The sequence below is a fragment of the Solimonas fluminis genome (assembly GCF_002930645.1).
In the GTDB taxonomy this organism is placed as follows: Bacteria; Pseudomonadota; Gammaproteobacteria; order Nevskiales; family Nevskiaceae; genus Solimonas_A; species Solimonas_A fluminis.
In genome coordinates this window covers 143815-165550 of the sequence record NZ_PSNW01000004.1, presented here as the reverse complement: position 1 = coordinate 165550, position 21736 = coordinate 143815, and the positions used below count along the sequence as shown (strand labels likewise).

Annotated in this window: 20 protein-coding genes and 1 other RNA gene; 18 read left to right on the top strand and 3 right to left on the bottom strand. The window is 70.1% G+C overall.

Annotated elements, in window-relative coordinates; genetic code table 11:
• Positions 1-16: 16 nt before the first annotated feature.
• From C3942_RS09220 to mgtE, 6 genes are read left to right on the top strand one after another with little or no spacing between them, the layout of a single operon-like run.
• The gene (locus C3942_RS09220) at positions 17-631 is read left to right on the top strand and encodes a hypothetical protein (protein WP_104230090.1); all 615 of its coding nucleotides are present in this window, start codon (positions 17-19) and stop codon (positions 629-631) included.
• A 32-nt stretch (positions 632-663) separates the two neighbouring features.
• Positions 664-1557 carry an RNase adapter RapZ gene (gene rapZ / locus C3942_RS09215; RefSeq protein WP_104230089.1) on the top strand — a complete coding sequence of 298 codons (894 nt, stop codon included), beginning with the start codon at positions 664-666 and terminating at the stop codon, positions 1555-1557.
• Positions 1554-1958 (top strand): PTS sugar transporter subunit IIA, encoded by a 405-nt coding sequence (locus C3942_RS09210; protein WP_104230088.1) that lies wholly within the window; start codon positions 1554-1556, stop codon positions 1956-1958. Before rapZ ends, C3942_RS09210 begins: the two co-directional genes overlap by 4 nt.
• A 10-nt stretch (positions 1959-1968) precedes the next feature.
• A complete protein-coding gene (locus tag C3942_RS09205) occupies positions 1969-2235 on the top strand; it encodes an HPr family phosphocarrier protein (protein WP_104230087.1) in 267 nt (88 codons plus the stop codon).
• A 9-nt stretch (positions 2236-2244) separates the two neighbouring features.
• On the top strand, positions 2245-3990 hold the full coding sequence (ptsP, locus tag C3942_RS09200) for a phosphoenolpyruvate--protein phosphotransferase (protein ID WP_104230086.1): 1746 nt from the start codon (positions 2245-2247) through the stop codon (positions 3988-3990).
• 3 nt (positions 3991-3993) lie between these two features.
• Positions 3994-5346 carry a magnesium transporter gene (gene mgtE, locus C3942_RS09195; protein WP_104230085.1) on the top strand — a complete coding sequence of 451 codons (1353 nt, stop codon included), beginning with the start codon at positions 3994-3996 and terminating at the stop codon, positions 5344-5346.
• A gap of 158 nt (positions 5347-5504) precedes the next feature.
• On the opposite strand, the gene C3942_RS09190 is transcribed toward mgtE, so the two are convergent.
• From C3942_RS09190 to C3942_RS09180, 3 genes are read right to left on the bottom strand one after another with little or no spacing between them, the layout of a single operon-like run.
• Entirely contained in the window at positions 5505-7190 is a 1686-nt protein-coding gene (locus tag C3942_RS09190; RefSeq protein WP_104230084.1) for a hypothetical protein, read from the bottom strand.
• 7 nt (positions 7191-7197) lie between these two features.
• A complete protein-coding gene (locus C3942_RS09185; RefSeq protein ID WP_104230268.1) occupies positions 7198-7959 on the bottom strand; it encodes an ABC transporter substrate-binding protein in 762 nt (253 codons plus the stop codon).
• A 5-nt stretch (positions 7960-7964) separates the two neighbouring features.
• Positions 7965-8396 carry an SRPBCC family protein gene (locus C3942_RS09180; RefSeq protein WP_104230083.1) on the bottom strand — a complete coding sequence of 144 codons (432 nt, stop codon included), beginning with the start codon at positions 8394-8396 and terminating at the stop codon, positions 7965-7967.
• 94 nt (positions 8397-8490) lie between these two features.
• Here C3942_RS09180 and rnpB point away from each other — a divergent pair.
• The 12 genes from rnpB to murC all read left to right on the top strand — a co-directional run bounded on the left by rnpB (position 8491) and on the right by murC (position 21735).
• Positions 8491-8872, top strand: an RNA gene (gene rnpB, locus C3942_RS09175) — RNase P RNA component class A.
• Positions 8873-9277: 405 nt separating this feature from the next.
• Positions 9278-9721 carry a division/cell wall cluster transcriptional repressor MraZ gene (mraZ, locus tag C3942_RS09170; protein ID WP_165797389.1) on the top strand — a complete coding sequence of 148 codons (444 nt, stop codon included), beginning with the start codon at positions 9278-9280 and terminating at the stop codon, positions 9719-9721.
• 60 nt (positions 9722-9781) lie between these two features.
• Positions 9782-10675 (top strand): 16S rRNA (cytosine(1402)-N(4))-methyltransferase RsmH, encoded by an 894-nt coding sequence (gene rsmH, locus C3942_RS09165; protein ID WP_104230081.1) that lies wholly within the window; start codon positions 9782-9784, stop codon positions 10673-10675.
• Positions 10672-10944 carry a cell division protein FtsL gene (gene ftsL / locus C3942_RS09160; protein ID WP_104230080.1) on the top strand — a complete coding sequence of 91 codons (273 nt, stop codon included), beginning with the start codon at positions 10672-10674 and terminating at the stop codon, positions 10942-10944. The genes rsmH and ftsL overlap by 4 nt, the downstream gene beginning before the upstream one ends.
• Positions 10941-12728 carry a peptidoglycan D,D-transpeptidase FtsI family protein gene (locus C3942_RS09155; RefSeq protein WP_104230079.1) on the top strand — a complete coding sequence of 596 codons (1788 nt, stop codon included), beginning with the start codon at positions 10941-10943 and terminating at the stop codon, positions 12726-12728. The genes ftsL and C3942_RS09155 overlap by 4 nt, the downstream gene beginning before the upstream one ends.
• Positions 12725-14209 carry a UDP-N-acetylmuramoyl-L-alanyl-D-glutamate--2,6-diaminopimelate ligase gene (locus C3942_RS09150; protein WP_104230078.1) on the top strand — a complete coding sequence of 495 codons (1485 nt, stop codon included), beginning with the start codon at positions 12725-12727 and terminating at the stop codon, positions 14207-14209. The genes C3942_RS09155 and C3942_RS09150 overlap by 4 nt, the downstream gene beginning before the upstream one ends.
• Complete coding sequence (locus C3942_RS09145; RefSeq protein ID WP_207766032.1) at positions 14206-15576, top strand: UDP-N-acetylmuramoyl-tripeptide--D-alanyl-D-alanine ligase; 1371 nt, start codon at positions 14206-14208, stop codon at positions 15574-15576. Before C3942_RS09150 ends, C3942_RS09145 begins: the two co-directional genes overlap by 4 nt.
• A complete protein-coding gene (mraY, locus tag C3942_RS09140) occupies positions 15576-16661 on the top strand; it encodes a phospho-N-acetylmuramoyl-pentapeptide-transferase (protein WP_104230077.1) in 1086 nt (361 codons plus the stop codon). Before C3942_RS09145 ends, mraY begins: the two co-directional genes overlap by 1 nt.
• Before the next feature lie 4 nt (positions 16662-16665).
• Entirely contained in the window at positions 16666-17994 is a 1329-nt protein-coding gene (gene murD, locus C3942_RS09135; protein WP_104230076.1) for a UDP-N-acetylmuramoyl-L-alanine--D-glutamate ligase, read from the top strand.
• Positions 17991-19253, top strand: coding sequence for a putative lipid II flippase FtsW (gene ftsW, locus C3942_RS09130; protein WP_104230075.1), 1263 nt, complete (start codon positions 17991-17993; stop codon positions 19251-19253). Before murD ends, ftsW begins: the two co-directional genes overlap by 4 nt.
• Entirely contained in the window at positions 19250-20314 is a 1065-nt protein-coding gene (gene murG, locus C3942_RS09125) for an undecaprenyldiphospho-muramoylpentapeptide beta-N-acetylglucosaminyltransferase (RefSeq protein ID WP_104230074.1), read from the top strand. The genes ftsW and murG overlap by 4 nt, the downstream gene beginning before the upstream one ends.
• Positions 20311-21735 (top strand): UDP-N-acetylmuramate--L-alanine ligase, encoded by a 1425-nt coding sequence (gene murC / locus C3942_RS09120; protein WP_104230073.1) that lies wholly within the window; start codon positions 20311-20313, stop codon positions 21733-21735. The genes murG and murC overlap by 4 nt, the downstream gene beginning before the upstream one ends.
• Position 21736 lies beyond the last annotated feature (1 nt).

Here is a 21736-nt window from a genome sequence, read left to right as displayed (position 1 = left end):
CCGCGGGCGGTCCCGTTTGGCCGCCACCCGCAAGCTTCCCCGCGAACCCCGGGATGCCGTCACCCTGCACGGCGTCTTCCTGGAGGTATGCGGCGAGGGCGTGCTGATCACCGGCCGTTCCGGCCTGGGCAAGAGCGAGCTGGCGTTGGAACTGCTGGCCCGTGGCCATCGGCTGGTGGCCGACGACGCGGTGGAGTTCGAGCGCCATGGCGATACCCTCAAGGGCCGCTGCCCCCCGCTGCTGGAGGGCTTCCTGGAGGCCCGCAGCCTGGGGGTGCTCAACATCCGCCGCCTCTACGGTCCGCGGGCGCTGCGCAAGTCGGCAGCACTGGACCTGGTGATCGAGCTGGATGCGCCGACGGCGCCCGTCAGCGGCATGGAGCGCCTGTCGGGGCATCGCGGACGCCGCGAAATCCTCGGCATCGGCGTCGCCGAAATCTCCATTCCCATCCGCCTCGGGCATAATCTCGCCGTTCTCGTCGAAGCCGCCTGCCGCGACCTCAAGCTGCGCCGCCAGGGCTACCGCGCCGACGAGGATTTCAGCCGACGCCAGCTCGACGCGATCCGCCGCGCCGGGCGGCGAGGGCCCCTCAAGAGACGTCCCGGAACCAAGGCCGAGCCACCCGCATGAAGCGCCCAGACCAGCCAGACGGAGCTGCCGGCATGAAGCTGGTGATCGTCAGCGGGCTGTCCGGCGCGGGCAAGACCGTGGCCCTCAAGCAGTACGAGGACCTGGGCTACTACTGCATCGACAACCTGCCGCTGGCCCTGGTGGGGCCGATGGCAAGGCGCGCAATCCGGCGGCTGGACCAGCGCTTCGACCGCCTGGCCATCGGCATCGACGCCCGCGAGAGCCCCAAGGAAATCGAGAAGTTCCCGCGCTACCTGGAATACCTGCGCGAGCAGGGCGTGGAAACCCGCGTGCTGTTCCTGCGCGCCGACGACCCCACCCTGCTCAAGCGCTATTCCGAGACCCGTCGCCGCCATCCACTGGCCAGCGAGCAGGTCTCGTTGCCCGAGGCCATCGCGCTGGAGCGCCGCCTGCTGGCGCCGGTGGCCAACGTCGCCGACGCCACCATCGAGACCACCAACAAGAACCTGCACGAGCTGCGCGAGGAAATCCTGGCGCAGGTGCCGGGCGGCGGCGCCGGAAAGCTGTCGCTGCTGGTCATGTCCTTCGGCTTCAAGAACGGACTGCCGGAGGCCGCGGACTACGTCTTCGACGTGCGCTGCCTGCCGAACCCGCACTGGGAGCCGACACTGCGCAAGATGACCGGCCGCGATGCGGCCGTGGCGGCCTGGCTGGAGCGTTTCCCGCAGGTCAACCGCATGCTCGGCGACATCCGCCAGTTCCTCGATCACTGGCTGCCCGAGTACGAGCGCCAGGACCGCAGCTACGTCACGGTGGCCATCGGCTGCACCGGCGGCCAGCACCGCAGCGTCTTCCTGGTGGAGCGGCTCGGCGCCAGCCTGCGCGAGCGCTACGACAGCGTCGCGGTGCGCCATCGCGAAATCTGGGAGACGACGGAGCGCCGCGCACAGAAGGTGGCGCCGTGAGCGTCGGCATCCTGCTGGTTACCCACGGCAAGCTTGGCCAGAACCTGCTCGAGACCATGCGCCACATGCTGGGCGATCTGCCGCTGCGCCATGACGCGCTGGAAGTGCATCTGGTGCAGAACCACGAGGGTCTGATCCTGCAGGGACAGAAGTTGGCCGACCGGCTGGACGACGGCGACGGCGTGCTGGTGCTGACCGACGCCTTCGGCTCGACGCCGAGCAACATCGCCAACAAGCTGTCGGCGGGGCGCAGCGTGCGCGTGGTGTCGGGCATCAACCTGCCGATGCTGGTGCGCATCTTCAACTATCCCAGGCTGGCGCTGCCCGAGATGGCGCAGTGCGCAGTGGAAGGGGGGCAGCGCGGCATCATCGCCTGTCCCCGCAAAGACAATCAGGATTAAGGGGAGTCCGGTGGAAAAGACCGTCGACATCGTCAACAAGCTCGGCCTGCATGCTCGCGCTGCCGCCAGGCTGGTGACGCTGGCATCCAAGTTCGAGTCCGACGTGCGGGTGCGCAAGGAGGGCCGCGAGGTCAGCGGCAAGTCGATCATGGGCGTGATGATGCTGGCCGCCGCCAAGGGCTCCCAGGTCACGCTGATCGCCGAAGGCGAGGACGCCCAGCAGGCCCTGGACGAGCTGGCGGCACTGGTCGCGGACCGCTTCGGCGAAGAGGCCTAGGGACGAGCCATGTCGCTCTGGCTCACCGGCATCGGCGTCTCGCGCGGAATCGCGATCGCGCGCGTGCAGAAGATGCACGCCGGCGACCTCGATGCGCCCGAGTACCGGCTGGAGCCGGCCGAGGTCGAGGGTGAGGTCAGGCGTTTCGGTGAAGCCCACGCGCGCGCGCACGAGCAACTGCGCGATGTGCGCAACCAGATTCCGCCCGGCACGCCGGGCGACATCGCTGCGTTCATCGACACCCACCTGCTGATGATGGACGACCGCTCCATCACCGAGGCCACGGTTTCGCACATCCGCAACCTGGGCATCAATGCCGAGGCGGCGCTGCGCAAGACCCGCGACGCGCTGGTGGCGGTGTTCGAGCAGATGGACGACCCCTACCTGAAGACGCGCAAGGACGACGTGGAACACGTCGTGGCGCGCATCCTCCGGTCGCTGCTCAAGTCCGAGAAGGCGCTGCCGAAGGTGGAGGCGGGCGCCGAGCCGCTGATCATCGTCGCCGACGACATCACCCCGGCCGACATCATCCTGCTGTCGCAGCAGAACGTCGCCGCCTTCGTCACCGAGTACGGCGGCCCGCTGTCGCATACCGCGATCCTCGCGCGCAGCCTGGGCATTCCCGCCGTGGTGGGCCTGCGCGATGCGCGCCGCCTGCTGCGCGACGGCGAACTCATCGTGGTGGACGGCGAACCCGGCCATGTACTGGCCGACCCGGACGGGCAGGCGCTGGCGTTCTACCGCAACCGCCAGGCCGAGCAGGCCGAGTACCGCCGCAACCTGGTCAAGCTGCGCGGCAAGGCCGCGGTCTCGCGCGACGGCGTGAAGATCCGCCTGCTGGCCAACATCGAGTTGCCGGAGGACGCCCGCGAGGCGGCTGCCAACGGTGCGGAAGGCGTAGGCCTGTACCGCACCGAGTTCCTGTACATGAACCGCAAGACGCTGCCGTCCGAGGACGAGCAGTACGAGGCCTACGCGCGCATCGTGTCCTCGGTCCAGGGGCCGATCACGATCCGCACGCTGGACCTGGGCGCCGACAAGCAAGTGGATTCCGGACGCCAGCTCGGCCCCACGCCGAACAACCCGGCGCTGGGGCTGCGCGCGATCCGCCTGTGCCTGAAGGAGCCGGAGCTGTTCCGCGTGCAGGTGCGCGCGCTGCTGCGCGCTTCGGCCCTCGGCCGCGTGCAGATCATGCTGCCGATGATTTCCAACCTGCAGGAATACCGGCAGTCGATCGGCCTGATCGACCTGGCTCGCGCGGAGCTGGAGCGCGAGGGCCGGAAGATGGCTGCCGAGGTGCCGGTGGGTGCCATGATCGAGGTGCCGGCCGCGGCCATCGCCGCGCCGATGCTGGCGCGCCATGCGCGCTTCTTCTCGATCGGCACCAACGACCTGATCCAGTACACCCTGGCGATCGACCGCGTCGACGACGAGGTGAACTACCTCTACGACCCGCTGCACCCGGCCGTGCTGCAGCTGATCCGCCACACCATCGAGTCAGGGGCCCAGGCCGGCATCCCGGTGGCGATGTGCGGCGAAATGGCCGGCGACGTGCGCTACACCCGCCTGCTGCTGGGCCTGGGCCTGACCGACTTCTCGATGCATCCGGCCTCGGTGCTGGAGGTCAAGCGCATCATCATGGACTCGGACATCGGGGCGTTGCGCCGCACCACGGCGCGCCTGCTGGCCTCCACCGACCTGCACGAGATGCGCGAACTGATCGCCGCCCTCGATCAGGGCGACGGCAGGTCCTGATCCATGTCCGAGCAGACCCGCAACCAGGCCCACCTGACGCGCCTGCGCGAGGCGCTGGAAGGTGGCCGCCTGCTGCCGGTGAAGCGCTCGCTGCAGGCGCTCAACCCCGCCGAGATCGCCGGCCTGCTGGAGTCGCTGCCGCCGCAGGAACGCAACGTCGTCTGGGAGATGGTGGACCGGGAGGACGACGGCGAGGTGCTGCTGCATCTGGCCGACGAGGTGCGCGAGGGCCTGATGCGGGAAATGGATACCGCCGAGCTGGTGGCGGCGGCCGAAGAGCTTGATATTGACGACCTCGCCGACTTCATCGAGCACCTGCCGGAGACCGTGACGCAGCAGGTGCTCAAGGCCCTGGACGCCGACGACCGCGCGCGCCTGGAGTCGGTGCTGGCCTACGAGCCGGACACCGCCGGCGGCCTGATGAACACCGACACCGTCACGGTGCGTCCGGACGTGTCGCTGGACGTGGTGCAGCGCTACCTGCGCCTGCGCGGCGACTTGCCGCCGCATACCGACGCGCTGTTCGTGGTGGACCGCTACGGCGCCTACCTGGGCACGCTGCCGCTGGACAAGATCCTGACCCGGGACCCGGACTCGCTGGTGCAGGCGGTGATGGAGCACGAGCGCGAGCCCTTCCTCGACACCCTGTCGGACCGCGAGGTGGCGCAGCGCTTCGAGAACGCGGACCTCGTATCGGCGCCGGTGGTCAACGAGAAGGGCATCCTGCTCGGCCGCATCACGGTGGACGACGTGGTCGACGTCATCCGCGCCGAGGCGGACCACAACCTGATGGCCATGGCCGGCCTGGACGAGGACGAGGACCTGTTCGCGCCGGTGCGCAAGGCCGCGCGACGCCGCGCGCTGTGGCTGGGCGTCAACCTGTTCACCGCCTGCATCGCCGCCCGCGTGGTCGGCATGTTCGAGGCCACCATCAGCCAGGTGGTGGCGCTGGCGGTACTGATGCCGATCGTCGCCAGCATGGGCGGCATCACCGCCAACCAGATCGTGGCCCTGATGGTGCGCGGCCTGGCGCTGGGCCAGGTCGGCAGCGGCAACACCGGTGCGCTGTTCAAGAAGGAGATCGCGGTGGCGCTGATCAACGGCCTGCTCTGGGGCCTGGTGATCGCGCTGGTGGTGCTGTTCTGGTTCAAGAGTCCGGCGCTGTCGCTGGTGATCGGCCTGGCGCTGGTGATGAACCTGGGCTGCGCGGCCACGGCCGGCGTGTTCGTGCCGCTGCTGCTGCGCCGCCTCAGGCTGGACCCGGCGCTGGCCGGCAGCGTGGTGGTGACGACCTTCACCGACGTGATGGGCTTCTTCCTGTTCCTGGGGCTGGGGACGCTGATCCTCATTCACTGACTTCCCGCAGGCCCCCTCTCCCGCTTGCGGGAGAGGGTTGGCGGGCGCATGGATGCCCGAGGTGGCAACGCAGGAGCAGTTGCCGAGGGGGCTGTGAGTCGTGAAGTGACTAGCCCAACCGTTCGCCCCGAGCCTGTCGAAGGGCAAAGGCGTTCGGGTCACCCCGCCAGGCAAACCCTCGGCAGCCGCCCATCCTCCTGCTGTGCCAGCAGGATCGCCAGCAGTGTCCCGGCATCCGGCAGCGGCGGCTGGGTAAGGTCCTCCAGCAGGCCGCCGCCGTCGCGCCGCAGCGTCCAGCAGGCCTGTGCGATGTCGATACGGCCCCGGGTGGCATACAGCTCCGTTTCCAGCACCGGCCGCTCGCCGAAATGCTGCGCCAGGAATTCCTGCACGGCGGCCGGCTGGCGGGCGCGCTGCTGCCACAGCGCGGCGGGCACCTTCACCGCGGCGCGGTAGTAGCGCGGATAGATGTCGAGCCCGCGAGCGCGGCGTTCCTGGCGCAGGCCGTCGGTGCTGTGCAGTTCCAGGTCCAGCGGCTGGCCGTTCAGGTCGATGCGTAGCGTCGCCGGCGAGCAGTAGGGGTTGAAGTCCAGCAGCTGTGCGTCATGGCCGCCGATGCGGCCGCTGTAGGCGAAATCCTCGGGCAGGCCGTGCTGCGGGCCGTCCAGGGGCAGGGCGCGGCCCTGCAGGGCTTCGCCGGTGAAGACGAAGCGCCAGCCGCCGCCGGCGATGTCGCGCTCCCAGTAGCCGCTGCGGCCACTGCCGTCCTGGCCCTCCACGCGCATCAGGCGGTGCTCGGAACCGGGCGGCAGCTTGCGCAGGCTGATGCGGTCGGTGATGCGGCCCGGGATGCGCGGGTGGCGGATCCATTCCGGCGCCGGCAGCTGGATCTTCGGCGACTCGACGCCGGCCTGGTCCTGCCAGGAGTAATCGAGCAGCACGGCATTGCCGCCGGAAACGTCGAACTCATAGAGCCGGGTGTAGATATCGCCGGCGGCGGTGACGATCATGGCGGTGGAGCCGCTGCCGCTGAGGCCGGCGATCACGGCGGTGCCGCGCTCGGGCCCGCAGACCTCGCGGCTCTCGTCCATCGGCAGCCAGGGGTCGATGTAGGTGATGCGCAGGCCGTCGCCGCGCAGCAGGAAGACGTTGAGGATGCCGGCGGGTGCCTGCCGCCGTCCGGCGCTGTCCACGAAGTATTCATCGCTGCCGGTGAAATGCGTGGCGGCCCAGTCGCGCACGTCGTCGAAGATGCGGCCGCCCAGGTCGGTCCAGAAGAAGGGCCCCCAGCGCCGCGTCCAGCCGCCGCTGCCGATGGCGCCGTTGACGTAGTCCAGCGTGTAGATGTCGCGCTGCGCGTTGAGGGCGATCAGCACGGTGCCGTCGGCGGAGATTTCCGAGACCTGGCCGTCGAGGCAGCGGGGGATACGCAACTGGCGCCAGGGCTCGTCGGTGCCGGTGGCGTCGCGGTTGGCCTTGATCCAGATGCGGCCCTCGCGAACGGCGTAGTAGTGATGGCCGTCGAAGGATTCCTGCCGGCCGCGGAAATGCACGTCACGCGGCAGTTGCGCGGCGATCTCGGGCGGCGCTTCCGGGCCGCCGTCCACCGGGCTGAAGCGTTCCGGGTCGAGCAGCGTCGGGACCAGCAGGCCGGTGGTGCCGAGATAGTCCTCGGCGCAGAGCAGGTTCGGCACGGTGCGGATGCCCGGGAATCGCGTCTCCAGGATGGAGGGCGAGCGCTCCGCCGGAGGCAGGTCGCCGTCGCCGGAGGGCGCGCCGGTCGTGGAGGAACTGCCGCAGGCGCAGAGCAGCAGGGCGAGGGAAACCGCCAGGGGAGTACGCATGTTCTTGTCAGCCGATCAGTTGGCGCAGCGCGCGGTAGCCTTCCACCAGGCGCGGCCCGGGGCGGCCGAGGAAGGCTTCGGTGATGGGGTGCACGCGCTCGTCCCGCACCGCCGGTACGTGTTCCCAGCCTTCGCGCCGCAGCACCACGTCGGCGCGGTACTTCTCCGGCTTCACGCCGCACCAGGACATCACCACGATGTCCGGCGCCAGCCGCTGCGCCTCGGGTACTTCCAGTGTGGCGCTCTTGAGTTCGTGGTCCGCCAGCAGATTGCGGCCGCCGGCGCGCTCGATCAGATCGTGCACCCAGGAGCGGCGCGCGGCGCCGATCACCGGCTTGGGCCACCACTCCACCAGCACGCGCGGCGCATCGGCGGCGGGCGCCACGGCCGGCATCGCGGCCTGCATCTCCGCCACCAGGGCCTGGCCGCGCTCCGGCACGCCGAGGGCTTCGGCGATGACGCGGATGCTATCGAAGACGTCGTCGAGACCCAGGGGGTCGATCACGATGCAGCGCAGCCCGGCGGCCTGCAGGGCGGCGACGATGCGCTCGTGCCCGGGCACGGTCAGCGAGGTCAGCACCAGGTCGGGCCCCAAGGCAATGGCCGCCTCCACGTCCAGGTCCAGGTCGCGGCCGAGCTTGGGGATCGCTGCGACGACCTCCGGCGGATAGTCCGAGTCGGTATCGATGGCGACGATGCGGTCGGCGCAGCCCAGGGCGCAGACGATCTCGGTGTTGGAGCAGGTATGCGACAGCACCCGCCGCGGCATGGTGTTCAAGCGCGCTCCAGGCCCTTGAGTATCTTCGGCGCATTGCGCCGCCACATCATCTGCAGCCCCAGCACCAGCAGCTTGCCGGTGCAGGGAATCTTCGGGTCGAAGCGGATCAGGTAGTCGATCTCCGTCGCGCCATCCCCGGAGCTGAACCGGATCTGGCCCAGGTGGTTCCTGATGGGACTGCCGCGGGTGACCTGATAGTCGATGCGGCGGTTGGGCTCGAAGGCCACGATGGTCTCGTCGAAGCTGTTGCGGCCGGACCCGATGCGGCGCACCGAGCCGATGCCGTTGGGCTCCAGCTCGCCCGCGCGGATGCGTTCGCCCTTGCTGCCGAACAGGGTCGTGAAGCGCTCGTGGTCGGCAAAGAACGCGAAGACCTCGGCGACCGGCGCGCGCACGGTGGCAGCCAGGCGGACTTCATAGCGGGGCATGTCGGTATTCCCTGGAAGGCAAAGAGCGGCATTCTGGCGCCGGCTGGCGCTGGAGTCATGTGCAAATCCGCCCCCAAGGCGGATAATGCCTGCGGGAGCCGGCCAGGCAATCGCCGCCGCGAAAGCGGGGGAGGAAAGTCCGGGCTTCACAGGGCAAGGTGCCAGGTAATGCCTGGGCGGCGCGAGCCGACGGAAAGTGCCACAGAGAACAGACCGCCGATGGCCCGCAAGGGATCAGGCAAGGGTGAAACGGTGCGGTAAGAGCGCACCGCGGGGCCGGCAACGGCAACGGCACGGTAAACCCCACCGGAAGCAAGGCCAAATAGGGATGGGCGCAGCCGCAAGGCTGCGACGCGCGGCCCGCGCGCCATCCGGGTAGGCTGCTAAAGCGCCGCGGTGACGCGTCGCGTAGAGGAATGGTTGCCTCGGCCCGCAAGGGCTCAGGACAGAACCCGGCTTATCGGCCGACTCCCCATTTTTCCCCATCGGGCCCGCCAGGGCCCGATGGGCTTTCCTGCTTGTCGCCGTACCTGCCGCCGCCACCCTTCTGCTCCCGCCGTCCCTCCGCCCTGGTCTCTCGCGTCGTCGCCGTTTGGGCAGCATTGTGATTTTCTATTTACTATTTTAAATAAAAGCAGTTAAATAAAACAAACGGCCGGGATCAGGGACTTGGCGCGCACCAATTTGGCGCTAACTTTAAGTATCAGTTGTAACTGGTTGTTTTATATGAGTCTTAGAACACTCGTTCAGGTGGCCTTAAGTTTTTGTTTTGCCTCGGGTTTTGGCTCCGATTTTTGTTGCTGGGGGCCAAGGGGTGGTTTATAGTGGCTAATAAGTGGCTCTAAGTGGGGGAAAGTGGGGAAACCCACCGCCTGAACGACGTGTTTGCCGGATCGCACCAACTGACGATTGACGACAAGGGTCGCCTGGCGATCCCTGCGCGCTATCGCCAGACACTGGCGGACACCTGCGAATCGCAGCTGGTCGTGACCATGGGGCCGGAGTCCTGCCTGGAGATCTACCCCGCGCCGCAGTTCCAGGACATCGTCAAGTCGATCATGGAGCTGCCGCCACGCGGCCCGGCCGCGCTGCTGCGCCAGCGCTTCATCGGCCTGGCCATGGAGTGCGAGATCGACAAGCAGGGCCGCCTGCAGCTGTCCCAGTTCCTGCGCAACCAGGCCCGGCTCAACGGCACGGCGGTGCTGGTCGGCAACATTGACCACTTCGAGCTCTGGGCCGAAGACCTGTGGAACGCGCGCTGGAGCGAGGGCCCCGACAGCAAGCTGGGCGCGCTGGCCGAGGCGTTCCAGGTTCTCAACCGGTGAGGCGCGCGCATGCCGTTCGATGCCGCCCCAGCCGCCATCGCTCCGGGGACTGACGCCGCCATGACCTTGCACAGGCCGGTGATGCTCGACGAGGCTCTCACCGGCCTCGCCGTCCGTTCGGGAGGCATCTACCTGGACGGCACCTTCGGCCGCGGCGGCCATTCCGGCGCCATCCTGGAGGCGCTGGCGGGCCGCGGCGAGCTGCACGCCCTGGACCAGGACCCCGAGGCGGTCGCGCATGCGAAGGAACGCTTCGGTGCCGTCGCCAACTTCCATATCCACCACGCCAATTTCTCGCAGATGCGGGCGGTGGCCGAGTCCGCGGGCATCGCCGGCCGCATCGACGGCATCCTGCTGGACCTGGGCGTGTCCTCGCCGCAGCTGGATGACGCGCGCCGCGGTTTCAGCTTCTCCAAGGACGGGCCGCTGGACATGCGCATGAACCCGCTGGCCGGCGAGTCCGCGGCACAGTGGCTGGCCCGCGCGGGCGAGACCGAGATCGCCGACGTGCTCTACCAGTACGGCGAGGAACGCAACAGCCGCCGCATCGCGCGCCGCATCGTCGAGACGCGCGCGGCCGAGCCGCTGGTCACCACGGCCCAGCTCGCCGCGCTGATCGCCGCGGTGCCCGGCCCGCGCAGCCGCCACATCCACCCGGCCACGCGCAGCTTCCAGGCGATCCGCATCTTCATCAACCGCGAGCTGGACGTGCTGCCGCAGGCGCTGGCCCAGGCCGCCGAGCTGCTGGCTCCGGGCGGCCGCCTGGCGGTGATCAGCTTCCACTCGCTGGAAGACCGCATCGTCAAGCGCACGCTGCGCGATGCGCGCCGCCCCGAGGACGAAGCCGCCGTGCGCCTGGACAAGGTCGGCCGCTACTTCCCCTCGGAGGCCGAATGTGCGGAAAACCCGCGCGCCCGCAGCGCGGTGCTGCGCGTGGCGGAGAAGGCGGCATGAAGCGCGGCGCCATGCTCCTGCCGATGATGCTGTCCGTCGCCGTGGTGACCTCGGCGCTGGCGGTGATCCGCACCAAGCACGAGAACCGCGCGCTGGTGAACGAGCTGGAGAAGCTGCGCGGCGAGCAGACCCGCCTGGACATGGAGTGGGCGCAGCTGCAGCTGGAAGAGGCCACGCTGTCGCACAACGCGCGCGTGGACCGCATCGCCCGCGAGCAGCTGGGCATGACCGAGCCGCGCGACTACGTGATCATCGGAGACCGCCCATGAGCGGCGCCCGCCCGAATCCCGTGGCCGAGCCGGTGGCGCAGTGGCGCCGCTGGCTGGTGCTGGGCCTGCTCAGCCTGGGCGCCGCGACCGTGGTCGGCCGCGCCTTCCAGCTGCAGGTCCTGGAGCGCGACTTCCTGCGCCAGGAAGGCAACAAGCGCCATATCCGCACCATGCTGATCCCGGCGCATCGCGGTGCCATCACCGATCGCCGCGGCGAGCCGCTGGCGCTGTCGGCGCCGGTGGAGTCGCTGTGGGCCGTGCCCTCGGCGCTGCTGGATTCGCCGCAGCATGTCACCGCCCTGGCCAAGCTGCTCAACAAGAATCCGCGTGCCTTCGAGAAGTTCCTCGCCCAGCGCAAGGACCGCAAGTTCGTCTACATCAGCGATCCGCTGCCGCCGGCCGATGCGCAGCGCGCGCTGTCGCTGAAGGCGCCGGGCGTGTTCTCCGAGCCGGCCTACGCGCGCTACTACCCGGCGGGCGAGGTGGCGGGCCAGATCGTCGGCTTCACCGGCCGCGACGGCGACGGCCTGGAGGGCATCGAGAAAGCCCAGGAAACCCTGCTCAGCGGCAAGGCCGGTTCGCGCCGCGTGATCCGCGACCGCCAGGGCCGCGTGGTGGACGACACGCTGGAATCGGTGGCGGCGGCCTCCGGCAAGGACGTGCAGCTCACCATCGACCTGCGCATCCAGTACCTGGCCTATCGCGAGCTGAAGGCCGCGGTGGCCGAGAACAAGGCCAAGGGCGGCCTGATCGTGGTGGCCGACAGCACCACCGGCGAGATCCTGGCGGTGGCCTCGCAGCCCGGCTTCAATCCCAACAACCCGCCCGAGCGCCGTTCCAGCGGCACGCGCAACCGCGCCATCGTCGACAGCTTCGAGCCCGGCTCCACGGTCAAGCCGCTGCTGGTGGCGCAGGCGCTGGAACTGGGCGTGTACCAGCCCACCAGCATGATCGACACCACGCCGGGCACCTACAAGGTCGGCGCGTTGACCGTGCGCGACGTGCATCCGCAGGGCGTGGTGGACCTGGCCAAGATGCTGGCCAAGTCGAGCAACGTCGGTGCCGCCAAGGTCGGCCTGACGATCGGCGCCGAGTCGGTATGGAGCGGCTACCAGCGCTTCGGCCTGGGCGAGCCGGTGTACTCCGGCTTTCCCGGCGAGAGCAATCCGCTGCTCCGCCATTACAGCGAGTGGGGCCAGATCGCTACCGCCACGGCGTCCTACGGCTACGGCCTGTCGGTCAACGCGCTGCACCTGGTGCGCGCCTATGCGGCGCTGGCCAACGACGGCCTGATGCCGCATCTGCGCCTGGTGCAGAACGAGCAGGCCACGCCGCCGCAGCGCGCCGTGTCCGCGCAGACCGCGCGCAACGTGCGCAAGATGCTGGAGGGCGTGGTGTCGCCGGACGGCACCGGCATCCGTGCCGCGATCCCGGGCTACCGCGTGTCCGCCAAGACCGGCACCGTGCGCAAGGTTTCGGAGACCGGCGGCTACCACGGCGACAAGCACCAGTCGGTGTTCATCGGCATGGTGCCGGCGGAGCATCCGCGCCTGGTGGGTCTGGTGATGATCGACGAGCCCGGAGCCGGCGCCTACTACGGCGGCCTGGTGGCGGGCCCGGTGTTCTCGCGCGTGATGCAGGGCGCCGCGCGCCAGCTTCAGATTCCGCCGGACGACATGCCGCCTCCGCCGCCGCGCACCATGGCCCAGCCCGGCACCGCCTCGCCGGTGCAGCTGGCCCAGCACGGCACGCTGCCGCCGCCCTCGCCGGAGCAGGCCCGATGAGCCGCCACGCGCGTTCGCTGCGCAGCCTGCTCGAAGGCCTGGCCGATGCTCCCGACGCCGAGATCGGCGGCGTGGAGATGGACAGCCGTCGCGTCGGCCACGGCGACCTGTTCCTGGCTTGCCGTGGCCGCGGCCAGCATGGCCTGTCCTATGCCGAGCAGGCCCTGGAACAGGGTGCCGCCGCGATCGCCTGGGAGCCCGCCGAGGGCTGGTCCGCGCCGCAGGCCGGCGTGCCGGTGGTGGCGGTACCGGGGCTGTCGGCCCGGGTCGGCGAGATCGCGGCCCGCTTCTACGGCCATGGCTCGCGGCATCTCTACACCGTGGGCGTCACCGGTACCGACGGCAAGACGTCCACCGCGCACCTGGTGGCGCAGGCGCTGGACCGACTCGGCCGTGACTGCGTCTACGTCGGCACGCTGGGCACCGGCCGCGCCGGCAGCATCGCCAGCGGCGACCACACCACGCCGGACCCGGTCAGCCTGCAGCGCCTGCTGGCGCACCAGCACGAACTCGGGGCGGTGGCCTGCGCCATGGAGGTCTCCTCGCATGCGCTGGACCAGGCTCGCGTCTCCGGCGTCGAGTTCGACGTCGCGGTACTGACCAACATCACCCGCGATCACCTGGACTACCACGGCACGGTGGAGCACTACGCCGCCGCCAAGCGCCGGCTGTTCGAGCGCGAGGGCCTGCGCGCCCTGGTGCTGAACCGCGACGACGTCCGCGGCGCCGCCTGGGCCGACGAACTCGCCGGCCACCCGGGCATCACGCGCTACGGCCTGGACGGCGGGGTGCCGCGCGAAGGCGCCTACGTCATCGGCCGCGGCCTGCGCCTGCACGAGCGCGGCATCGAGCTGCAGATCGACAGCAGCTGGGGCCAGGCGACGCTGCACAGCCGCCTGCTGGGCCGCTTCAATGCCTACAACCTGCTGGCGGCGCTGGCCGCGGTGCTGCATGGCGGCTTCACGCTGCAGCAGGCCGTGGCCGCGCTGGGCGAGGCCAGCACCGTGCCGGGCCGCATGGAGGCCTTCCGCGGCCCCGCTTCTCCGGCCCTGGTGGTGGTGGACTATGCCCACACGCCGGGCGCGCTGGCGGCGGCGCTGAGCGCGGCGCGCGCGCACACCGCCCAGGCACTGTGGTGCGTGTTCGGCTGCGGTGGCGACCGCGATCGCGGCAAGCGCCCGCTGATGGGCAGGGCTGCCGCCGAGGGCGCCGACCGGGTGATCGTCACCGACGACAATCCGCGCAGCGAGGACCCCGCCGCCATCGTCGCCGAGATCCGCGCCGGCATGTCCGGTGCGGCCGCGGTGCGCGTGATCCACAGCCGCACCGAGGCCATCGCGGCGGCGGTGCAGGGCGCCGGGCCGGGGGATACCGTGCTGGTGGCCGGCAAGGGCCACGAGGACTACCAGATCTACGGTGCCGAGCGCCGCCACTACAGCGACCGCGCCTACGTCGCACAACTGCTCGGGGCCGCCGCATGATGGACCGTCTCTCCACGCTGGCGCGCCTGCTCAACGGCGAACTCGCCGGCGCCGACGCCGGCTTTGCCCGTGTCGGCACCGACACGCGCACGCTGCAGCCGGGCGATCTCTACGTGGCGCTGCAGGGCGAGCGCTTCGACGGCCACAACTTCCTGGAAGCCGCGGCCGCGGCCGGCGCTGCCGGCGCGCTGGTATCGCGGCGCGTCGAGCTGCCGCTGCCGCAGGTGGTGGTCGGCGATACGCTCAAGGCCCTGCAGGAATATGCCGCCGATTGGCGCCGGCGCTTCGACATCCCGGTGGTCGCCGTGACCGGCAGCAACGGCAAGACCACCACCAAGCAATTGCTGGCCTCGGTGTTAGCCGCCCGCGGGCCGGTGCTGGCCACGCGCGGCAACCTCAACAACCACATCGGCGTGCCGCTGACGCTGCTGAGCCTGCGCCCCGGGCATCGCACCGCGGTGATCGAGATGGGCGCCAACCATGGCGGCGAGATCGCCCTGCTGGCGAGCTTGGCCAAGCCGGATGTCGGCGTCGTCACGCAGGCCGGCGACGCGCACCTGGAAGGCTTCGGCTCGCGCGAGGGCGTGGCCCGCGGCAAGGGCGAGCTGTTCGCCGCTTTGTCCGGCGGTGTTGCCGTGATCAATGCCGACGACCGCTACGCCCCCCTGTGGCGCGACCTGGCGCGGCATGCGTCGGTCATCAGTTTCGGCTTCGGCGAAGACGCCGATGTGCGTGCGCTGCATGTGCATGCCGAGCCGCCCGAAGCGCCAGCCGCCATGCTGTTCGAGCTGCGCGCTCCCAACGGCAAGCAGAGCGTGCGCCTGCCGCTGCCGGGCCGCCACATGGTGGCCAATGCGCTGGCTGCCGCCGCCTGCGGCGTCGCACTGGGGCTCGACGTGCAGCAGATCGCGCAGGGCCTGGCCTCGGTCGATGCCCCTTCCGGGCGCCTGTCCTGGAAGACGACGACGCAGGGCGCGCGCCTGCTCGACGACAGCTACAACGCCAACCCCAGCTCGCTGAAGGCCGGCCTGGAACTGCTGGCCGGCATGACCGGCCGCCGCTGGGCGGTGCTGGGCGGCATGGCGGAACTGGGGCCCGACGCGGAGCAGCTGCACGCCGACGCCGGCCGTGCGGCGCGTGAGCTGGGAATCGACCGCCTGCTGACACTGGGGCCGCTGGCGCGCCACGCCGCCGAAGCCTTCGGTCCCGGCGCCGAGGCCTATGACAGCGTCGAGGCGCTGGTCGCAGCCACCCATCAACAACTCGATGCGCAGACAGTGGTGCTGGTGAAGGGTTCGCGGTCCTCGCGCATGGAGCGCGTGGTGGCGGCCCTCACCGGAGAAGCGTCCGCGGGGGAATCACACTAATGCTCTATCACCTTGCCCAATACCTGCAGCCGCACATCAGCGGCTTCAACCTGTTCAACTACCTGACGATCCGCGCGGTCCTCGGCATCCTCACGGCGCTGGTGTTCTCCTTCGCCTTCGGTCCCTGGATGATCGAACGGCTGTACCGCTTCAAGTTCGGGCAGCCGGTGCGCAGCGACGGTCCGCAGACGCACCTGAAGAAGACCGGAACACCGACCATGGGCGGCGTGCTGATCCTCTGCGCGATCACGGTGGCGACCCTGCTCTGGGCCAACCTGACCAACCGCTTCGTCTGGTGCGCGCTGCTGGTGACGCTGGCCTTCGGTGCCGTGGGCTTCGCCGACGACTTCATCAAGATCAAGTACAAGGATCCCAAGGGTCTGCCCGCCCGCAAGAAGTACTTCTGGCTGTCGCTGGCGGGCTTCGGCGTGGCGACGCTGCTGTTCGCCACCCACAAGGCGCCGGTGGAGACCACGCTGTTCTTCCCCTTTCTGAAGGACGTGACGATCAGCCTGGGCATCTTCTTCATCCCCTGGGCCTACCTGGTGATCGTCGGCAGCAGCAACGCCGTCAACCTCACCGATGGCCTCGATGGCCTGGCGATCCTGCCGACCGTGCTGGTGGCCTCGGCGCTGGCGGTGTTCGCCTACGCCAGCGGCAACGTCAAGTTCGCCGAGTACCTGGGCATTCCCTACATCGCCGGCGTCGGCGAGATAGCGATCTTCTGCACCGCCATCGCCGGCGCGGGCCTGGGCTTCCTGTGGTTCAACGCCTATCCGGCGCAGGTCTTCATGGGCGATGTCGGCGCGCTGGCGCTGGGCGCCGCGCTGGGCGTGGTGGCCGTGATGGTGCGCCAGGAACTGGTGCTGGCGATCATGGGCGGCGTCTTCGTCGCCGAGACGGTGTCGGTGGCGCTGCAGGTCCTGTACTTCAAGTACAGCGGCGGCAAGCGCATCTTCCGCATGGCGCCGCTGCACCATCACTACGAACTGAAGGGCTGGCCCGAGCCCAAGATCATCGTGCGCTTCTGGATCATCACCCTGATCCTGGTGCTGATCGGCCTGTCCACGCTGAAGATCCGATAGGAACATGAACCGCTACGCCGGAAAGCACATGCTGGTGGTGGGGCTCGGGGCGAGCGGCGCCTCGGCGCTGCGCTACCTCGTGCGCCAGGGCGCCCGCGTGACGGCCACCGACAGCCGTGCCGCCCCTGCCGGACTGGCCGAGCTGCAGCAGCAGTTCCCGGACGTGGCCTTCCATTGTGGCGCCTTCGCTGCGCCGGCGCCGCTGTCGCAGTACGCCGAGGCCGTGCTGTCGCCCGGCGTGGCGCTGGACGAACCCTTCGTGCGCGAACTCGCCGCCGCCGGCGTACCGCTGGCCGGCGACGTCGAGCTGTTCGCCCGGGCCGCCCAGGCGCCCGTAGTCGGCATCACCGGCTCCAACGGCAAGAGCACCACCACCACCCTGGTCGGCGAAATGGCGCTGGCGGCCGGCCTGCGTACCGGCATCGGCGGCAATCTCGGTACGCCGGCCCTGGACCTGCTGCGCGACGATGCCCAGCTCTACGTGCTGGAGTTGTCCAGCTTCCAGCTCGAGACCACCCGCAGCCTGGCCTGCGTCGCTGCCACCATCCTGAACCTGTCCCAGGATCATCTGGACCGCCACGGCACGATGGAGCACTACGGCGCCATCAAGGCCCGCATCTTCGAGCGCTGCGGCATCGCCGTGACCAACCGCGAGGATGCCGCGGTGATGGCGCTGTCGCCGGAGGGCGCGGTCAGCTTCGGCGCCAATCCGCCGCTGGCCGGCCACTACGGCCTGGTCCTGGACGACGGCGAGACCTGGCTGTCGGTGGGCGACGAGCGCCTGCTGAAGCTGTCCGAGCTGAAGATCTACGGCCTGCACAATGCCGCCAACGCCCTCGCGGCGCTGGCCCTGGCCGATGCCGCCGGCATCCCTCGCGAGGCTTCGCTGCGCGCGCTGCGCGCCTTCGGCGGCCTGGCGCACCGCTGCCAGTTCGTCGCCGAGATCGACGGCGTGCAGTACTTCAACGATTCCAAGGGCACCAACGTCGGCTCGACGCTGGCGGCCCTCAACGGCTTGCCCGAGGGCATCGTCTGGCTGGCGGGCGGGCAGGGCAAGGGGCAGAGCTTCACCGAACTGCGCGGGGCGCTGGCGGCCAAGGGCCGTGCCGCGATCCTGTTCGGCGAGGATGCGGGCCGCATCGAGAATGATATCTACGGCGCGCTGCCGGTCTACCGCGAGCCGGACATGCTGGCGGCGCTGGCCCGCGCCCGCGGCCTGGCGCAGCGCGGCGACCGCGTGCTGCTGTCGCCGGCCTGCGCCAGCTTCGACCAGTTCAAGAGCTACGTCGACCGGGGCAACCGGTTCCGCGCGGCGGTGGAGGCGATGAAATGAGCTTTTCCCTGAAGCTCTCGATGCCTCGGGCGCGCTATGGCATGGACGTCTGGCTCAGCCTGGCCGCCGCGATCCTGCTGACCTGGGGCGTGGTGATGGTGGCCTCCGCCTCGGTGGCGCAGGCCGAGAAGCTGACCGGCGAGCCGTTCTACTTCTTCTACCGCCAGCTGCTGTTCATCGCCATGGGCTTCGCCGCCGGCTTCGTCATGTACTGCGTGCCGACGCGGCAATGGGAACGCAGCGGGCTGGTGCTGGTGGGTTTCGCGATCTTCCTGCTGATCGTCGTGCTGATCCCCGGCATCGGCGTGAAGGTCAACTATGCGCGCCGCTGGATCGACCTGGAGCTGTTCCGCCTGCAGGCCTCGGAGCCCGCGCGCCTGGCGCTGATCCTGTTCCTGGCCGGCTACATCACGCGCCGGCAGGCCGAGCTGCAGCATGGCTTCCGCGGGTTGGCCAAGCCGATCGCGCTGCTGCTGCTGCCCTGCTTCCTGCTGCTGCTGGAGCCGGACTTCGGCGCCACCGTGATCCTGATGGCGGTGGCCTTCCTGATGCTGTTCCTGGGCGGCGCGCGCGTCGTCTACTTCGGCGCGGCCGGCCTGCTGGCCAGCGGCGCGGTCGCCCTGCTGGCGGTGGCCGAGCCCTACCGCATGCGCCGCCTGCTGAACTTCACCAATCCCTGGGCCGACGTCGAGAACGGCGGCTGGCAGCTGGCGCAGTCGCTGATCGCGGTGGGCCGCGGCGAATGGGCCGGCGTGGGCCTGGGCAACAGCGTGCAGAAGCTGCTGTACCTGCCGGAAATGCATACCGACTTCATCTTCGCGATCCTGGCCGAGGAGTTCGGCCTGACGGGCGTGCTGGCGCTGGTGCTGCTGTTCGGCGTGCTGGTCTGGCGCGGCTTCGTCATCGGCCGAGAGGCGGAGGCCGGCGGCCGGTTGTTCCCGGGCTTCCTCTGCTACGGCCTGTCGAGCTGGCTGGGCCTGCAGGCGCTGATCAACATGGCCGTGAACATGGGCATCCTGCCGACCAAGGGCCTGACGCTGCCGCTGCTGAGCTACGGCGGCTCCTCGCTGATCATCGTCTGCGCGATGCTGGGCCTGATCCTGCGCGTGGACTACGAGAACCGTGCGGCGCTGGCCGGCGATGTCGAGCCCGAGCCGCTGCCGAAGGAGCCCAAGGCCTCGCAGCGCGAGACGGCTGCTGCGCCGCGTCCGCGGCGCAAGAACCCGGAAATGCCGTGGCTCGTGGAGAGCGGATCATGAAAGTCATGATCATGGCTGGGGGAACCGGAGGCCACGTCTACCCTGCGCTCGCCATCGCCGACGCGCTGCGCCAGCGGGGACACGAGGTGGTGTGGATGGGCACGCCCGACAGCTTCGAATCGCGCGCGGTTCCGAAGCACGGCATCGCCATGGAGTTCATCCGCGTCAGCGGCCTGCGCGGCAAGGGCGTCGCCAAGCTGCTGACGGCGCCGCTGGTGCTGCTGCGCGCACTGCGCGACGCCCTGGCGGCACTGCGCCGCCAGCAGCCCCAGCTGGTGCTGGGCATGGGCGGCTTCGCCGCCGGCCCTGGCGGCGTCGCTGCCTGGCTGACCCGCCGCCCCCTGCTGATCCACGAGCAGAATGCCGCGGCCGGCATGACCAACCGCTTGCTGGCGCGCATCGCCTCCGGCGTGCTCGAGGCTTTTCCGAACACCTTCCGTCATGCATTGACCGTGGGCAACCCCGTGCGTGCCGGTTTCGCCGAACTGCCGGCCCCGGCGCAGCGCCTGGCCCGCGACGGCGCGATGCGCGTGCTGGTGGTGGGCGGCAGCCAGGGTGCGCTGGCGCTCAACACGCTGGTCCCCAAGGCGCTGGCGCTGATGCCGGAAGCCCAGCGTCCGCAGGTCCGCCACCAGGCTGGCCGTACGCTGGAGCGCGCGCAGCAGAGCTATGCCGGCACCGGCGTCGCCGCCTCGGTCGAAGCCTTCATCGACGACATGCCGGCGGCCTACGCCTGGGCGGACCTGGTGATCTGCCGCGCCGGCGCCTCCACCGTGGCCGAACTGGCCGCGGCCGGCTGCGCCGCGCTGCTGGTGCCGTTCCCGGCGGCGGTGGACGACCACCAGACCCGCAACGGCGAGTACCTGGTGGCCGCCGGTGCCGCGCAGCTGGTGCAGGAGCGCGACCTCAGCCCGGAGCTGCTGGCGGAACTGCTCCGCACGATGCTGTCCGACCGTGCCGCGCTGGCCCGCATGGGCGAGGCGGCGCGCCGCGCCGCCTGGACCGACGCCACCGAGCGCATCGTCGCTGAATGTCTCGCGCAGGGGAGTGCCAGGGCATGAACAAGACCGCCAGTTCGATGATGGATACCCCGATGCGCCGCGTGCGCCGCATCCACATGCTCGGCATCGGCGGCTCCGGCATGGCCGGCATCGCCGAGGTGCTGCTCAACCTCGGCTACGAGGTCAGCGGAACCGACCTGAAGGAAAGCGCCTCGACCCAGCGGCTGGCCGCGGCCGGCGCGAGGATCTTCCTCGGCCACCAGCGCGAGAATGCGATCGGCGCCGACGCCATCGTCGTGTCCACGGCGGTCAAGGCCGGCAATCCGGAGCTGGAGTACGCCCACGAGCACCACATCCCGGTGGTGCGCCGCGCGGAAATGCTGGCGGAGCTGATGCGCTTCCGCTACGGCGTCGCCATCGCCGGCACGCACGGCAAGACCACCACCACCAGCCTGGTGTCCAGCGTGCTGGCCGAGGGCGGGCTGGACCCGACCTACGTGATCGGCGGCAAGCTCAAGTCGGCCGGCGCCAACGCGCGCCTGGGCGAGGGCAAGTACCTGGTGGCCGAGGCCGACGAGAGCGATGCCTCCTTCCTGCACCTGTCGCCGATGATCTCGGCCGTCACCAACATCGACGCCGACCACCTGGAAACCTACGGCGGCGACTTCCGCCGCCTGCGCGCCACCTTCGTCGAGTTCCTGCACCGGCTGCCGTTCTACGGCCTGGCCGTGATGTGCATCGACGACCCGGTGATCCGCGAGACCATCAACGACATCGGCCGCCCGCTGCTGACCTACGGCTTCTCCGATGATGCCGACGTGCGCGCCAGCGACGTGCGCCCGGAAGGTGCCGGGGCGCATTTCACGGTGCATTTCCGCGACGGCGGTACCGAGGAGTTCCATCTCAACCTGCCGGGCCGCCACAACGTCCAGAACGCCCTGGTGGCCGTGGCCATCGGCCGCGAGCTGGGCGTGGGCGTCGAGGCCATCCGGCGCGCCCTCAGCGGCTTCCAGGGCGTGGGCCGCCGCTGCGAGCCGCATGGCGAACTGCAGTTCCCGCAGGGCCGGGCGCTGCTGGTGGACGACTACGGCCATCATCCGCGCGAGATCGCCGCCACCTTCCAGGCGATGCGCGCGGCGCATCCTGAGCGCCGGCTGGTGGTGGCGTTCCAGCCGCACCGCTACTCGCGTACCCGCGACCTGTTCGACGATTTCTGCGACATCCTCAGCAGCGCCGACGCGCTGCTGCTGACCGACGTCTACGCCGCCGGCGAGGCGCCCATCGAAGGCGCCGATGGCCGCGCCCTGGCGCGCGGCATCCGTGCCCGCGGCAAGGTCGAGCCGGTGCTGATCCGCGGCGTTCAGGAACTGCCGGGCTCGCTGGAGTCGATCGTCCGCGACAACGACCTGATCCTGACCCTGGGCGCCGGCGACATCGGCAGCGCCCCGGCCCTGCTGGCGCGCTACCGGAGCGGGGGCTGAG

What these genes read in the sequence shown, in the direction of transcription:
- C3942_RS09150 (WP_104230078.1), top strand. Translation starts at nt 12,725, where the DNA reads ATGAGCCGCCACGCGCGTTCGCTGCGCAGCCTGCTCGAAGGCCTGGCC.
- murD (WP_104230076.1), top strand. Translation starts at nt 16,666, where the DNA reads ATGAACCGCTACGCCGGAAAGCACATGCTGGTGGTGGGGCTCGGGGCG.
- murG (WP_104230074.1), top strand. Translation starts at nt 19,250, where the DNA reads ATGAAAGTCATGATCATGGCTGGGGGAACCGGAGGCCACGTCTACCCT.
- mgtE (WP_104230085.1), top strand. Translation starts at nt 3,994, where the DNA reads ATGTCCGAGCAGACCCGCAACCAGGCCCACCTGACGCGCCTGCGCGAG.
- mraY (WP_104230077.1), top strand. Translation starts at nt 15,576, where the DNA reads ATGCTCTATCACCTTGCCCAATACCTGCAGCCGCACATCAGCGGCTTC.
- C3942_RS09185 (WP_104230268.1), bottom strand. Translation starts at nt 7,959, where the DNA reads ATGCCGCGGCGGGTGCTGTCGCATACCTGCTCCAACACCGAGATCGTC.
- ftsL (WP_104230080.1), top strand. Translation starts at nt 10,672, where the DNA reads ATGAAGCGCGGCGCCATGCTCCTGCCGATGATGCTGTCCGTCGCCGTG.
- C3942_RS09155 (WP_104230079.1), top strand. Translation starts at nt 10,941, where the DNA reads ATGAGCGGCGCCCGCCCGAATCCCGTGGCCGAGCCGGTGGCGCAGTGG.
- rapZ (WP_104230089.1), top strand. Translation starts at nt 664, where the DNA reads ATGAAGCTGGTGATCGTCAGCGGGCTGTCCGGCGCGGGCAAGACCGTG.
- C3942_RS09180 (WP_104230083.1), bottom strand. Translation starts at nt 8,396, where the DNA reads ATGCCCCGCTATGAAGTCCGCCTGGCTGCCACCGTGCGCGCGCCGGTC.
- ftsW (WP_104230075.1), top strand. Translation starts at nt 17,991, where the DNA reads ATGAGCTTTTCCCTGAAGCTCTCGATGCCTCGGGCGCGCTATGGCATG.
- C3942_RS09190 (WP_104230084.1), bottom strand. Translation starts at nt 7,190, where the DNA reads ATGCGTACTCCCCTGGCGGTTTCCCTCGCCCTGCTGCTCTGCGCCTGC.
- murC (WP_104230073.1), top strand. Translation starts at nt 20,311, where the DNA reads ATGAACAAGACCGCCAGTTCGATGATGGATACCCCGATGCGCCGCGTG.
- ptsP (WP_104230086.1), top strand. Translation starts at nt 2,245, where the DNA reads ATGTCGCTCTGGCTCACCGGCATCGGCGTCTCGCGCGGAATCGCGATC.
- C3942_RS09145 (WP_207766032.1), top strand. Translation starts at nt 14,206, where the DNA reads ATGATGGACCGTCTCTCCACGCTGGCGCGCCTGCTCAACGGCGAACTC.
- rsmH (WP_104230081.1), top strand. Translation starts at nt 9,782, where the DNA reads ATGACCTTGCACAGGCCGGTGATGCTCGACGAGGCTCTCACCGGCCTC.